The organism is Pedobacter roseus, assembly GCF_014395225.1.
GTDB lineage: Bacteria > Bacteroidota > Bacteroidia > Sphingobacteriales > Sphingobacteriaceae > Pedobacter > Pedobacter roseus.
In genome coordinates this window covers 1,690,403-1,705,263 of record NZ_CP060723.1, presented here as the reverse complement: position 1 = coordinate 1,705,263, position 14,861 = coordinate 1,690,403, and the positions used below count along the sequence as shown (strand labels likewise).

Sequence of the window (14,861 nt, the reverse complement as noted above, 5' to 3'; positions counted from 1 at the left end):
AAATGATCTGCCATTTTAACCCCTTTTTATTGGAGAAGAATAAGAAAAATAGGTGATTCGCAGGTTGCTAAATTTTAGCCCTGATTCTGCTCAATGTTTCTAACCTGATGGCTAAAAATGAGGCGATATATTTTAACGAAACCCTGTTGATTAAACCTGGAAAAGAAACCAGAAAACGCTTATACCTTTTCTCTGCCGACGAAATGCGGCAAAGGTAGGCGCGTTCTTCGGCAGAACGGTAATAGAGCTCCATCATCTTTCTGCCCACAATATTGGCCTCTGCAAAGTTTTCGTATAAAAACTCCGATAACACATGTGGTATAGCAATTAAATCTACATCCTCTAAAGCCTGAAGATACTCTTCCGAATCACCTTCTACCCACAGATTACGTATAGTACCAATCACCTCGTTCTCTTTGGCTATCCAGGTGGTAATTTCTGACTTTCCATCTTTAACAAACCCCCTTACTACTCCTTTTACAATTAAAAAAAGGAATTTATTACGGTCGACCGGGGAGACCAGGTATTTATTTTTTTTATAACTGACCGGAAATGTATGCTGATTAATGCGTTTTTCGATTTCAGCATTAAGGGGATGAATTTTTTTAAAAATCGAGACTAGAGGAGAAAAGTTATTGTATTTTTTCCACCTATCTTCATCAGATAAATTAACTGCAAGCATAGAGATAACGATTGGGATAGACTGTAATTATACTGAAAACAGTAGAATTACTAGGTAAGTATAAGAAGATTAGAATTGAAAAAAGAATTTTTTTTGACTTTAATCAATTTTATATATCCCTAAAATACCTTTTCAACACCTAAGCCAAACAACGCAAAATCGTATTTCACAGGATCTTCGGGATCAAACTGCTTTAAATTTTCAGTTAACTCAACTGCTGTTAACCAATCGGTCTGTTTCCGGGTAATTAATCCTAATAGCCTTCCTACGCGGTCTACATGTACATCGCAGGGGCAGATCAGCTCTTTTGGCTTAAGGGTATCCCAGATTCCAAAATCAACCCCATTGTCATCAGCCCTGACCATCCAGCGCAAAAACATATTTAAACGCTTGCAGGTTGATTTCTGCTTTGGTGAAGAGATATGTTTTTTGGTACGGTGTGGAAAATCTTCCAGCGAGAAAAAATAGGCCCTGAAATGGTTCAGTGCCTGCTCTATTGTAAAATGAAGGTCAGCAGTATAACAAACTTCAGAAGAAACTTCTACACTTCGCGTTGTTGAAGAAACCTCCAGGTATTCTGTGCTATAAATATCTTGTTGAGGAATAAAGGCCTGCTCCAGGCTATCAAAGTTTTGATAATGATGTTTAAAAAACGAGATAAAATAGAGCAGATCTGTATCGTTAAAGGTGCGGTGTTTAAAACTCAGCAAACGCTTTAAATCATCATCACTATGGTTGAGCACAAAATCGTGCGGTGCATTATCCATCCGGTTAAGCAACTCCCTACACTTATTGATAATGGTTTTCCGCTGTCCCCAGGCCAAAACCGCAGCAAAAAAACCTGAAATTTCAATATCCTGTTTTTTCTCGAAAAGATGCGGAATACAAACCGGATCGTTTGCTATAAAATTAGGTTGATTATACTGTTCAACTTTGCTATCAAGAAAATTTTTCAGCTCCAGAAATTGCATATAAGTAATTATTTAAACGAAAATAGCAGCACAACATTAGCCACCTAAACCGGATTGAAACGGTATCCTTTTTTGTTTGCAGATTTTAATGAAGCAGGTACTTCAACAAAAAAGATTTAGTGTAAAGCCGGACAAACATTAACTTTAGAATAGAACTGGCTTTACAAAAAAAATAAAAAACCGGGCAAATACTAATCATAATGCCCGGTTGAAATTTTATGCCAATGCCCTTTCGAGATCTTCCAGAAGATCGTCGATATCTTCTACCCCAACACTTAAACGAAGTAAATTATCAGTAACACCAACTTTTTCTCTCTCCTCTTTCGGAATAGAGCCATGTGTCATGGTAGCCGGGTGATTAATCAATGATTCTACCCCACCTAAAGATTCGGCAAGGGTAAATACTTTAAAATTAGAGGAGATTCTGAACGTTTCTTCCAGGTCAGCACCTTTCAGAGTAATCGAAATCATACCGCCAAAACCACGCATCTGCTTTTTAGCAATGTCATGATTAGGATGATCTTCAAAACCCGGCCAATAGATTTTATCAACTTTTGGATGTGTTTTTAAATAGTGCGCAATCCGTTCTCCGTTTTCGCAATGTGCTTTCATTCTTAAATGAAGGGTTTTAATCCCCCTCAAAACCAAAAAAGCATCCTGCGGACCTGGCGTTGCGCCACAGGCATTGTAAATAAACCAAAGGTCTTTATACAACTGCTCATCATTGGTTACCAAAGCGCCCATTACCACATCAGAGTGACCGCCAATATATTTGGTTACTGAATGCATTACAATATCAGCCCCTAAATCGATCGGATTTTGCAGGTATGGCGATGCAAAAGTATTATCAACCGTAAGGATTAAATTTTTCTCTTTGGTGATTTTTGCTACCCCTTCAATATCGATAATCTGCATGGTTGGATTGGTTGGTGTTTCAATCCATACCAATTTCGTTTTATCATTAATATACGGCAACATATTCTCTGGCTTAGAAAGGTCCAGAAAATGAAATTTGATTCCGTATTTAGTATAGATTTTAGTGAAAATACGGTAAGAACCACCATAAAGATCATTCCCGGTAATTACTTCATCGCCCGGTTGCAATAATTTCAGCACCGCATCCGTAGCGCCCATCCCACTCGAAAAAGCCAGACCGTATTTAGCATTTTCTAAAGCTGCTAAACAATCTTCCAAAGCTTTACGCGTTGGGTTGGTTCCCCTCGAATATTCATATCCCTTATTGTCTCCGGGAGATTTTTGCCAATAAGTAGAGGTTTGATATATCGGTGTCATTACAGCACCTGTTGTTGGATCAGGCTCCTGGCCTGCATGTATGGCTTTAGTTGCGAATTTCATTTTTTTTTAATTTGAGATGTGAGACAATAGACATCAGATTTGAGACATGAGATGTGAAATGTGAGATGTGAGATTAGATCTCGTCTCAAATCTCAAATCTCCCCTCTCACATCTAACTAATAAGCTCTTGCGAACAATACTCTCTGAATAGATGGTTTGCCTGAATAAATACAAACACCATCTTCCAGTTTATTATCTAAAGGAATACAACGGATTGTTGCTTTTGTTTCCTCTTTAATTTTTTGCTCCGTTTCTGGTGTTCCGTCCCAGTGTGCAGCAATAAAACCAGCTTTTGTATCCAACAGCTCCTTAAACTCCTCGTAAGAATTTGCTTCCGTAATGTGTTCATCGCGGTAAGCCAATGCTTTGTTGAACATGCTTTGCTGAATATCTTCCAATAATTTTACGATGTAAATATCCAATCCTTCCTGAGGTACGGTCTGCTTTAATTTAGTATCCCTACGGGCAACTTCTACAGTTTTATTCTCCAGATCGCGGCCACCTATTGCAATACGGATCGGCACACCTTTTAACTCGTAATCGGCAAATTTGAATCCAGGACGTTGCGTATCCCTGTCATCGTATTTCACCGAAACACCTAAACCTTTTAAGCGCATGGTTAATTCGTTTACATAAGAAGAAATTCTGGCCAGATCTTCATCACCTTTATAAATCGGAACAATTACCACTTGTATTGGAGCAAGTTTTGGTGGTATAATCAATCCGGAATCATCACTATGTGCCATAATTAAAGCACCCATTAAACGTGTAGAAACACCCCATGAGCTTGCCCATACGTGATCTAACTTACCATCTTTACCTGTAAATTTAACGTCAAAAGCTTTTGCAAAATTCTGACCTAAAAAGTGCGAAGTACCCGCCTGCAAAGCCTTACCATCCTGCATCAATGCTTCAATACAATAAGTATCCAAAGCACCGGCAAATCTCTCGTTAGGTGATTTACGCCCTCTTACTACAGGTACTGCCAACCAGTTTTCTGCAAAATCGGCATAAATGTGCAACATGCGTTCTGTTTCCTCAATGGCCTCCTCAGCAGTAGCATGGGCAGTATGACCTTCTTGCCATAAGAATTCTGCAGTACGCAAAAATAACCTGGTACGCATCTCCCATCTCACCACATTGGCCCATTGATTGATCAATATTGGCAAATCACGGTATGATTGGATCCATCCTTTATAAGTATTCCAGATAATGGTTTCAGAAGTTGGGCGAACGATCAATTCCTCTTCCAGTTTGGCAGTTTCATCAACTACAATATTCCCGTTACCGTCATTTTTTAAACGATAATGTGTTACAACGGCACATTCTGTCGCAAAGCCCTCAACGTGAGAAGCTTCCTTAGAGAAAAATGACTTTGGGATGAATAAAGGAAAATAGGCATTTTGATGGCCTGTATCCTTAAACATTTTATCTAAAACAGCCTGCATTTTTTCCCAAATAGCATAGCCGTTGGGCTTTATAACCATACAACCACGTACCGCTGAATGTTCTGCTAAATCTGCTTTAATCACGATATCATTATACCATTGGGAATAATCGGCTTCTCTACTTGTAATTTCTTTGCTCATGTTATGTATTTGGAACGTAATTTGTGTGTTAAAAAGTGTAAAATTCGATAGCAAATTTATAAATTTATGCCTACAAACGATTAAGAATTAATATCAATTATAATTTAACGTTTTTAGACTAAGTAAATAGTTAAGAATTAATTACTTTTGAAACCTGTTTATCAATATTCGTGAACACACACAACTAAATATAAACACAATGAAACCAATTAAATTTTTACCCATTGTTATGATTGCTGCTGCTGGGTTGGTGGCTTCATGCACTACATCAAAACTGGCTCAAACCAAGCCTGCTGATGATGTTTATAATTCTGTGGCGAAAGCCAGAGAGGTGGAAATGGCACCTCAACCTCAGAACCGACAAGGCCAGCAATATCAGGCCCAGGGTCAGGAAGAATATGATGAATATTATGGCACCAGTAATCCTTATTACGATATGGATTATTCATCAAGGATCAACCGTTTTTATAATGGTTATAGCTTCCAAGGCTATTATGATCCCTATTTCGATAATTATTACTACGGCAGCAGCTACGGACCATCTAATTATTTAGGTATTGGTTTAGGTTGGGGCAACGGTTACGGCTTAGGTGGCTGGGGCGGTGGATTCGGTGGCGGTTATGGCTACGGAAGCATTTGGAATAACCCGTTTTATTACGGCAACTATGGCTACGGCTGGAACAATCCTTACGGCTGGAACTCATGGGGACCTAACTCTTACTACGACCGTTATGGTTGGGGCGGCGGCGGATACTACGGCGGTGGCTGGGGTATTGGCGGTGGCTACTATGGTGGTGGCGTTTATACCAACAGAGGAAATTACAGACCTAGGCCAGGAAGTGATGACAGAGGCGTACCAAGATATGGAAACGGTAACGGAGGAAATGTTGGCAGACCAAGCAGATCTGGTGTAAGCAATCCAAACGGAATATCTTATGCACCAAACAATAATGCAGGCAGACCAGCAAGAAACCAGGGTGGATATACTCAAAACCAAGGTAATCAAAGCGGAAGACCTACCAGGAATGATGGTTATGCACCTCAAGGTACACAAGGCAGCAGACCTACCAGAAATGAAAACTATACTCCTCAACAGCCTACAAGGACCGAGAGCAGACCAAGTTATTCTCCACCACCATCAAACGGCGGCGGAGGCGGTTCTAATGGCGGCGGAGGCGGTGGTGGTTCACGTCCATCAAGAGCAGGAAGAGGTTAATTTTAAAATCTAAACACACAAATGAAAAAAATCATCTTAGCTTCTCTAGTAGCTACAGTAGCTGCTATGGGAACAACATACGCCCAAAGTTATGCGCCTGATGCCTTCCGTTTCTCGCAAACCAATTATGGTAGCTCGGCAAGGTTTAAAGGAATGGGCGGCGCCCAGATTGGTGTTGGTGGCGATATCGGTTCGATTAATGCCAACCCTGCTGGTTTAGGTTTATTTACCAAATCGGAGTTTAGCATCACACCTGAATTTAATTCGGTATCCAATGGTAGTACTTATTTAGGAAACAATACCTCAGCAAATAAAAGTCAGTTAAACCTGAACAATATTGGTGTGGTATTTTATAGTCCAGCTGCCAAAATGAAAGGTGCTGATACAGATAAGGGATTAGTAAGTAGCGTTTTTGGTTTAAGTTATACCCGCAATAATGATTTTTTAAATAACATCAGTTATAATGGAACAAATACCAATACGTCTATCAGGGATTCTTATGCCGAGCAGGCCAATAACTTTGGTACAAGTAACAGTATTGCCGGAGATGCTTATAACAGTTACTTGATTAATAAAAACACACCTACTTTTCCAAATCAATTTTCTGCAGAACCCTACAACAATGCTAATTTTAAGCAAAACTGGGATGAAGCACGTTTAGGCTCTACCTCCGAATTTAACGTGGCTGGCGCGCTAAATTTTGGCAACAAGGTATATATTGGTGCAACAGCGAGTTTTGTAAATGTTAAATATACGAGCGATGCTACATTTACCGAATCTGGTATCCTTAATTCGTATGATGACGATGCAACGTTACCCAATGTACCTAAATACAACGGAAACGAAAATTACAACCTTACTCATTTCAGAAATCAGGAAACTAAAGGTGGTGGTTTCAATTTGAAATTAGGTGCTATTTTCAGACCAGTAAGCGAGTTAAGGATTGGTTTAAACTTCCAGACTCCAACCTGGATGAACATTGAAGATAATACCAGCGAAACATTACAGGCAACTACTGCGGGAAATGCGAATACTGCTCCAACTAAATCAAATAACCCTACTCAATATTATTCATTTACTTATAATTTACGTACCCCTTTAAAAGCTTCGGCTGGTATCAGTTACGTAATTGCAGGTACTGCATTAATATCTGCTGATGTGGATTATGTAGATTATTCTTCAATGCGTTTTTCTGATTCTAACGGATCTGACCGTACAACCATTAATGATAATAATGCTTTTATTAAAGCATCTTATAAAGAAGCGGTTAACTACAGGGTTGGTGCGGAAGTAAAAGTTACGAATGAATTGAGTTTACGTGCGGGTTACGGTGTAAACGGAAACGGTGTTAAAGGTGGTGATAATAAATTTTATCAGGGTCAGTATTACACTGGTGGACTTGGCTATCGCATCGACAACTATTATTTCGACGTAGCTTATCAAAACTACCAAACCAATTTCAGTTCAAGTCCATATTTATTGGATAATTATACAGAACCGGTTGCCGATGTAAAAAGCAATAGAAACAACGTATTTTTAACTTTCGGAGTAAGATTTTAAATATAATAACACCATAAAAAACGGCTTCAGTTAAATAACTGAGGCCGTTTTTATTTACTCCTAACCATAATCTCTTTCTCTCCATAAACCACTCCCCCGTCCGTTACACCCTGTACGATAATTTTAAATGGCCCGGTCAAATCGCCGGTATTAAAACTAATGGGTGTTTCACCGTTAATCATCACCTGATAGTTCCAATAAACTGTTGAAAAATTGATAGGTTCATTTTTGTTGGTAATATCAGATATATAAAATTCTTTTGGAAGATTGATTCCTTTTAGGATGGTAATATTAGGCTTACGCTCTGCCTCCAAACACCCTTGGTAAGTAATTTTACTTCCTTTCCCATCAGAATAAGTTTTACCTGTTACAGGACTACTGTTGCCAGCATCTGCAATATGATTGGGGCAGTTTAGAATGTTATACCTGCAAACATAATCCCCACATTTATTATAAGTTCTTTTGGCGTAATCGGTATTTTGATTGTTTTTAGTAATTACCACTTCTTTAAGTTTGATTCCAGCAGCCGAAGTTATACTTTGAGTACCACTATTCATTACCTCAGCTCTGGTATTTGGAAGTTCAAAATGTTGCTGAACAATATATTTTGCCAATTCCTCTTGCGGATTATTTATGTCAAGCGAGTATAAATCACTCTTATCGGTAACCATTCCCAGCCAAACCGGTATCTTCGGTTCTTTAATTAGAAGGTGATCATACGGAATATTAAATCTTCCAGTACTGTCTGTATCCAGAAAATTAAGGTTTTCTCCTGCTATTGTTGTTAAGCCTACGGGACTGACTAAAGGCTTTTTTCTTCTGGTAATTTTACCATGGTATTCAAAACTCGAAAGCGCTGCTTTTCTATTTAACACTTCGGCTGCAGGCCATTTATAACGGCTCCAGGTTTTAACCAAAAGTACATCATTCAGATAATCCTGATCCACGTACTTTAAACCCATCGGTCGGTTAGGAAGGGATTTTAAATGTTGTTGTAAATAAAAATAATCGATAATATTCTGGTTATTCGCAACTGATATCCTGTTGGCTTGGGTACACGAAACAGATATCAGTGCAGTCAGGGGAGCTTTGTTTTTACCGGTTATATTCAATTTTAAATTCACCTGGTCTCTTGTGCTATATTCATTTTTATCTGTATATAAATCAGTCTGATTAAGCTGATCGTAATGTGCAAAGAAAATCCTTTCGGTCATTGGGCGGTAATTACTGTCGAGAATGGTTACGGCATTTAATCCAATAGGCACAGAATCTAATTTAAACCTTATGTTTTGGGTTTTGTTGGCTGCTAAAATCAGATTGGTGTGTAAAAAAACATCAGCGAAATTATGCACCAGAACATGAACTTTTTGATTGTTATTCGCCTCCAGGTGTAGCCTGAAATCATTTTCGGCTATTGCTGTACCTGCTGTTAAAACAGTTCCATATTTTAATGCCGCAGGTAAATCATTACTGATGCTTTTCTGTTCGCGGCCTAAAAGTTTAACATAATATTTTTTTGATGGCTTTGGGCAGATTGAAAATGAACCAAGCCCCGTAGAATTGCTCCGGAGCGTATCAATCACCATATCATTTTCATATAAAACACCTGTTGCTTTTATTGCAGTGCCTTCCAGGTCTTTAATTTCATAACCTACTTTCGAAGTTAAATGGTCAACCAGGTAACCACCTTCGGGGTAAAATTGAATCTGATAATTGGAACGGTTCCTCACGGGAAGATTAAACTTAATGTGTCTGATATCTTTACCTTTTTTAATAGAAATGTTAAGTTGATTATTATCGGCCGTAATCTTATCAGCAGGAAAATTGATCATCAGTTCGCCGATTATACTACTTTTAGCTGAACCGGTGAGCAATGTTTGTTTGTCCTTACCGATCTGATATTTTATTTCTGCATTTTCAACAAAACGGTTATCACTGGATAAAATTTTTAACAATGCTGTTCCATTTTTGCTCTGTTCATCATAAGCTTTAAAAATAGAAATATTGGTTGTTAATGGATTTACAGTAGTAGATTTAATTGTGATGGGCTGTAAAAATTCGCCATCTGGCTGATTATCCTTTTTAATATTGGTATTCGCCACAAAACGATATGAACCGCCCGGCAGCGAATCAGGCAAGCTAAGTGCACCGAATACAAATCCTTTTTCAATCAGGAATTTATCCTGGATTACGACACTACTATCGCTGTTATTAATTAGTGATAAATAAAGTGTATGGTATTGATCTAAGTTGGTAATGGTTTTTAGCAGATACCCGCTAAACCAAACCTGATCATTATTGGTATAAATATTTTTGTCGAAATGGACGAACAGATTAGATTGAGCCGTTTTTAAGCCATATTGGTTAATATTTAACGCCACACTATCTAGTTTTACATCCTGCGCTTTTGCCTTAACTAATAAAAGCATCATACAGGTGAGGAGAATTTGAAATTTTGAAAGCATATTTGGATGATCTAGCTAAAAATCGAAATTTTTAGCTAGAATCTCAAATTATCTCCAATTAGTGATTTGACATTAAGCACATTTTTTGAAGATTATACCATTAAAAGATATCTTAAATTTTAACTATTCCATGTTTTACTGCATACAATGCCAATCCTGTACGGCTTTTTAACTGTAATTTTTCGCACAAAGAATTTCTATAACCGTCAATGGTACGTGGGCTTACAAACATTTCTGCAGCAATTTCATTGTATGTTTTTTCGGTGCAGGTATATTTCAGAAACTCCATTTCCCTTTCGGTAAGTTTTACAAAGTCTGATATTTTCGAATTTGTAGCTAACGAACTTAACGACTGCATGACTTTCCTCGTTACCAGGTCATTATAAAAATATCCTTTACTAATCACCTCGTCAAATGCACGTTTAAGTTCTTCAGGCTCAGCATCTTTTAACACATAACCTTTGGCACCATTGGTAATCATTTTAATAATGGCAGTTTCTGCATCCATGGTACTTAAAGCAAGTATGTTTACTTCCGGATGATTTGTGCGTAGCCACGAAGCCGTACTATACCCATCCATCTCGGGCATGTTGATATCGAGCAATACAATATCAGGTACATCGTATATTTTTAACTGCCTGATAAAATCTTTTCCATTGCCAGCCTCAAATAAAATATTGTAGGATGGGAAATAGCTGATCAAGGCGGCTAATCCCTTTCTAAATAAGATATGATCATCAACTAAGGCTATATTTTTAATCTGGTCAGACATAAGGAATAGTTAAGGTAATTTTAGTTCCATTATTAATAATGCTGTTGATTGTAGCTTCTCCATTAATCAATGTAGCGCGTTTTACAATATTCTGAAGCCCCAATCCGGTCTCAATTTTCACTTTTTCGCCTGCACTAAAACCAACACCATTATCTTCGATGATGATGTTTAGCTGCTCTGAAAAATCAAATTCAACATTGATTGTGGTGGCCTGCGCATGTTTTAATATGTTTTGTAAACTTTCCTGCACAATCCGGAAGATGATTATTTTCTTTTGTTCTGCAATCTGCTGTTCGTTACCAGTTACCGCGACCTTGCAAACAATAATTCCTGCCCTACCTATGCGTTGTAATTCCTGTTCTACCGCCTGCAACAAACTTAGCTCCTGAATGCGGCTAGTACTTAAACTTTTTGCAATATCACGTAAATCGGTAAGGGCATTACCAACATTTCCTTTAATTTCAGTGATCAATGATTTATCGCTGATTTCATTTTGCTCCAAAATACTCAATTGCAGTTTAGCCAAACTTAGTAATTGTCCAACGTTATCATGTATTTCATCACTTATCGTTTCAAATGTTTGCTCCTGCATTTCGAGTCTCGATTGCAGCAATTGCTCGCCATACTGTTTTTCCAGTTCTCCTCTTTCTTTTGCGTACTGAAATTTCTTTTTCTGAAAATAGAGCATCAGGAAAACGATTGCTATTGATAGGAACAGAAAAATAACTGTAGTGAGTAAAACCGCTAAGAATACTTCATTATAATGGTCTTTTTGCATAAAAAAGCATACGTAAATAAAGAATACATAATAATATTGGTTACCTGAAGGCCAACCTGAAAGTTCATAATCAATGATGGATAATTAACGATCAGAAAATTGTATATCCCCATAAAGGGAACCTGGCAAGAATAAAAAATAATGATGCCAAGTGCTATCCAGAACTCACCACAACTACTGAGGCTCACATTTTCTATAGAGGTTAACAATTGATAGCAGTAAATTAAAGCCCACATAATTGTAAAAGTTCCACCTACCAGAAAAATATAGCTATTCCACTCTGTAATTTTAAATATAAAGAATACTGAAATATACCAAAATGCAGGGAATAAGATCATGAAGAGGGTTATTATCTTTTTTATCCATACCGAAATAATGATTTCCTTAAAAAAACAGGCGTAAACCAGAAACTCGATTAATAGAATGATATTGTATTGAGGTAATACATTCTGACCTTTAATCAGGTTTCTGAAAAATGCTGCGCCAATTTCTACCAATAAAATATAGGGCATCATTAAAATGATGCCCTTTAAATGAACCGGTAAGCTACTACGGAATTTTAACAATCCGGTTATTGCCGCCGCGGCTAGTGATGCGAGATAGATATACGTTAAAATAGGCATGATAATTAATTACATTTGAATATCTAGTGCACCCCTGTTATCATCTCCTGAAGGAGGTGGAGCTGGTATACCGGTATCAAAGGTGTCACTTAAACCTTTATCTCTTGTTATGTTAAGTCTTTGAGCGAACTCTACAGGATCGATATCCTCAATTCCAATATCACCGTTAGCACCTATAAATGTAAAACAAATAGTAAGTCGTTCTCTCCTTTTAAACACAGGAGATTTAGATCCTAAAAAAATATAATCCTGGTTGGTGTATGATGTAAAGCAGATACCAAAACCTTTTACAATACTACTGTGGTTTTTATTTTGATATTCCATTTCTTTGACTGTTTGCGTCATTTGTTCCAAACTAAACCATATATGTTTGGTTTCTTTACAGCCATCTAATCGGTCCTGATGGGATAAAGTTTTAAAAAGATAATCTCTTTTTATTAATTGATAATTATGAACCCCATTTTCAGCATCCACTAAATCAATTGGAACAAAAGTTCCATTTTCAAACTTATAATAAGGTAATTCCTCCTTCTTATCAACGCCAATGGTTACGACAAGAATGAGTGTCAGTTTACCGCATTTACCTTTATTCACTGTACCATCATTAGCAGGAGACGCAAAATACACCCGAACGCCATCTTCTTTTTTAAGATTTTTAATAAGTGGATTAAAAAAATCAATAGCGGTTTTTATATCAGTAAAATCAAGTCTCTTTTCTTCGACTTCTTTTTCTTGCCTCAATCTCAAATCATTGAGCACAGGTAGTTTATACTTGTCAAACCATTCCTGTCTTTTTTTGCTTTCTACATCAGTGATGTAAGTAATTGGTAGAGGTTCCATAGCTTTTAATTTAGGTTTAGATTAATAAAATAACTTATACCTAAATATACACTAACCTTATTTGAATTCGAAAATTGCAAGATTAACAAAACGCTCAACAAACTCATTTTCAAGCAACAAAAACCACCTCAATAGCCTCTACCCTACTTTTCTAATAATTACCCTACATCTAAGTATTTTAAAATACCGCGATTTTACGGTATCCTATTGCGCTTTTCACGCGTATAAATTGCAATGTTTTCACGCTTGATTTGGATAGCCTTTCAAAACTAGCTTTGGTTAAGAAAATGGTTCAATAAAACTGACCATTTTTTGAACCCGATATTAAAAATATGGGTAATTAATCGAAACCTAAAAGCTAAAGTCATGACAAAAAAAGTATTATCAGTAATTAATATTACTTTCGAAATTCTCGAAAAAAATCCTCCTACCTTAGTAATTGAGGCTAATGGCACAGTTAATTCTAGTGGTTGGTTAAATGCACAGCTAAATCCTTTTGTTTATGTTGTCCCTCCGATAGATGGCATATATGAATTTAATTTTGTAGCGAATAAACCTACAGGCATTGTTCTAGAGGTAATTACAGTAATTCATTCTAAACCATTTTTCTGGGATAACTTCCCTCCAGATTTAAAAGGAATTAAAGTATATGCTGAAACAGATGATGTAACAGTAAAACTTTAGACTTTATGCTCACAGTATAATTATACATAGTTTAAAATATTAAATAAATAATTAATCAATTTAAATATGAAACGTAAAATTTATTTATCAGTAACTGATTCTGATATTGATCAACTTAAAACATTTCTTCCCACATTAAAATCAGATAATTTAAATTCATTATTTAATCTTCTAATTGAGAAAGAAGATGTAGATGAATACATCAGGCATTATACATATTTGGCACTTTCAGATATGAGCGGATTTGAACCAAATGATTTCAAGGATAACAGTGATTTAAAATTTGATCTCGGATTAAGCTTATATCAAAAAAGAGCTTTAAAAAATTATTTCCAAAAAATAACTAATGATTTGGGATCTCAAAAAAACATTACTGTAAAAGAATGTGAAGATTTAAAAAAAGTTATGGATTGTTTAAAATTAATTAAATCAAAGTTATGAAAAGATTATTACTCACATCGTTCTGCTTTTTATGTATTCTTTTTACTTATGGCCAGAGTAAATTTATAGACGGTTTTACTTTGAGACAATCCTTTCAAAGCAAAAATGATCAAGCGGAACCAGCTGTATTGTCATTTACAAAACCAAAAGACAAAAGTGCATCTTGGTTAGTTAATGCAGCAATTGGCTATGATTTTCTAAAAGAAAGTAAATCCGTACTATCTTTAAGCCCGTATTTTGAATTCCATAGAAATACTTTAATAGATAAAATCCAAAACAATTGGCAAGCAGGTATTTCTTCTGAATGGCAAAGTAGGGATTTATCACAAAAAAAATGGTCTCCGATATTTATCACAGCTTTTAAATACAATGAAGATAATATTAAAAAGAACACTTCATTTCAGGGTAATTTATATTTCACGCCAGTATTTAAAGGAAAAGCAAAGGACCCTAAATACTTTTGGATCCCTAACAATACCTCCGATTTTGGTAATGTATTCCAATTTCTGTATTCTCCATATATTGGATTAGAAAACGAAAATAGAATCGAAACTAAAGATGAAAATTCAGCCGGTAGCATTTACCGTGCTTTATTTCGCGTAACTTCTATAATTTCACTGCTTCCAAAAGATGAAAATTTACGCGAAAAATTTGAATTTAATTTTGACTGGCAGTATAGATATGATTTAAATGAAAATATTATTGAATTAACGCAGACTGAGCATAATTTCATTACAACAAGTTTCAACTATACATTTTTTCGTTCAGAGGATGGTAAAAAAACATCAAAAATTGGCATTGATTATACAAACGGAGAAAATCCAGCGAAGAATTTCGAGAAACAGTCTTTCTATGCATTAAGCTTAAAAGTTAAACTGTAACAT

General features: G+C 36.4%; 14 protein-coding genes. 5 read left to right on the top strand and 9 right to left on the bottom strand.

What is annotated here, in order from left to right; genetic code table 11:
* Window positions 1–67: 67 nt before the first annotated feature.
* The 4 genes from H9L23_RS07415 to proS form a co-directional block, all read right to left on the bottom strand.
* Window positions 68–682, bottom strand: coding sequence for a Crp/Fnr family transcriptional regulator (locus H9L23_RS07415; protein WP_187594362.1), 615 nt, complete (start codon window positions 680–682; stop codon window positions 68–70).
* Between the two features lie 119 nt (window positions 683–801).
* Complete coding sequence (locus H9L23_RS07410; protein ID WP_187594361.1) at window positions 802–1,653, bottom strand: TIGR02757 family protein; 852 nt, start codon at window positions 1,651–1,653, stop codon at window positions 802–804.
* Between the two features lie 216 nt (window positions 1,654–1,869).
* Window positions 1,870–3,009, bottom strand: a complete 1,140-nt coding sequence (locus H9L23_RS07405; RefSeq protein WP_187594360.1) for a cystathionine gamma-synthase — start codon at window positions 3,007–3,009, stop codon at window positions 1,870–1,872.
* A gap of 116 nt (window positions 3,010–3,125) precedes the next feature.
* A complete protein-coding gene (gene proS, locus H9L23_RS07400; protein WP_187594359.1) occupies window positions 3,126–4,598 on the bottom strand; it encodes a proline--tRNA ligase in 1,473 nt (490 codons plus the stop codon).
* Window positions 4,599–4,797: 199 nt separating this feature from the next.
* Here proS and H9L23_RS26960 point away from each other — a divergent pair, with 199 nt between their 5' ends.
* Together H9L23_RS26960 and H9L23_RS07390 are read left to right on the top strand one after the other, a co-directional pair.
* Entirely contained in the window at window positions 4,798–5,814 is a 1,017-nt protein-coding gene (locus H9L23_RS26960; RefSeq protein WP_187594358.1) for a hypothetical protein, read from the top strand.
* A gap of 21 nt (window positions 5,815–5,835) precedes the next feature.
* A complete protein-coding gene (locus H9L23_RS07390; RefSeq protein ID WP_187594357.1) occupies window positions 5,836–7,374 on the top strand; it encodes an OmpP1/FadL family transporter in 1,539 nt (512 codons plus the stop codon).
* Between the two features lie 50 nt (window positions 7,375–7,424).
* Here the strand turns inward: H9L23_RS07390 and H9L23_RS07385 are convergent, their stop codons facing one another.
* From H9L23_RS07385 to H9L23_RS07365, 5 genes are all read right to left on the bottom strand, one after another.
* A complete protein-coding gene (locus H9L23_RS07385) occupies window positions 7,425–9,806 on the bottom strand; it encodes a hypothetical protein (protein WP_187594356.1) in 2,382 nt (793 codons plus the stop codon).
* A 145-nt stretch (window positions 9,807–9,951) separates the two neighbouring features.
* Window positions 9,952–10,611, bottom strand: a complete 660-nt coding sequence (locus tag H9L23_RS07380; RefSeq protein WP_187594355.1) for a response regulator — start codon at window positions 10,609–10,611, stop codon at window positions 9,952–9,954.
* Window positions 10,604–11,389 carry a sensor histidine kinase gene (locus H9L23_RS07375; RefSeq protein WP_187594354.1) on the bottom strand — a complete coding sequence of 262 codons (786 nt, stop codon included), beginning with the start codon at window positions 11,387–11,389 and terminating at the stop codon, window positions 10,604–10,606. Before H9L23_RS07375 ends, H9L23_RS07380 begins: the two co-directional genes overlap by 8 nt.
* On the bottom strand, window positions 11,356–12,012 hold the full coding sequence (locus H9L23_RS07370; RefSeq protein ID WP_187594353.1) for a hypothetical protein: 657 nt from the start codon (window positions 12,010–12,012) through the stop codon (window positions 11,356–11,358). Before H9L23_RS07370 ends, H9L23_RS07375 begins: the two co-directional genes overlap by 34 nt.
* Window positions 12,013–12,021: 9 nt before the next feature.
* Window positions 12,022–12,852, bottom strand: coding sequence for a hypothetical protein (locus tag H9L23_RS07365; RefSeq protein ID WP_187594352.1), 831 nt, complete (start codon window positions 12,850–12,852; stop codon window positions 12,022–12,024).
* Window positions 12,853–13,218: 366 nt separating this feature from the next.
* Here H9L23_RS07365 and H9L23_RS07360 point away from each other — a divergent pair, with 366 nt between their 5' ends.
* The 3 genes from H9L23_RS07360 (at window position 13,219) to H9L23_RS07350 (ending at window position 14,858) form a co-directional block, all read left to right on the top strand.
* Complete coding sequence (locus tag H9L23_RS07360; protein WP_187594351.1) at window positions 13,219–13,536, top strand: hypothetical protein; 318 nt, start codon at window positions 13,219–13,221, stop codon at window positions 13,534–13,536.
* Window positions 13,537–13,602: 66 nt separating this feature from the next.
* Complete coding sequence (locus H9L23_RS07355; protein ID WP_187594350.1) at window positions 13,603–13,977, top strand: hypothetical protein; 375 nt, start codon at window positions 13,603–13,605, stop codon at window positions 13,975–13,977.
* A complete protein-coding gene (locus H9L23_RS07350; protein WP_187594349.1) occupies window positions 13,974–14,858 on the top strand; it encodes a hypothetical protein in 885 nt (294 codons plus the stop codon). Before H9L23_RS07355 ends, H9L23_RS07350 begins: the two co-directional genes overlap by 4 nt.
* Window positions 14,859–14,861 lie beyond the last annotated feature (3 nt).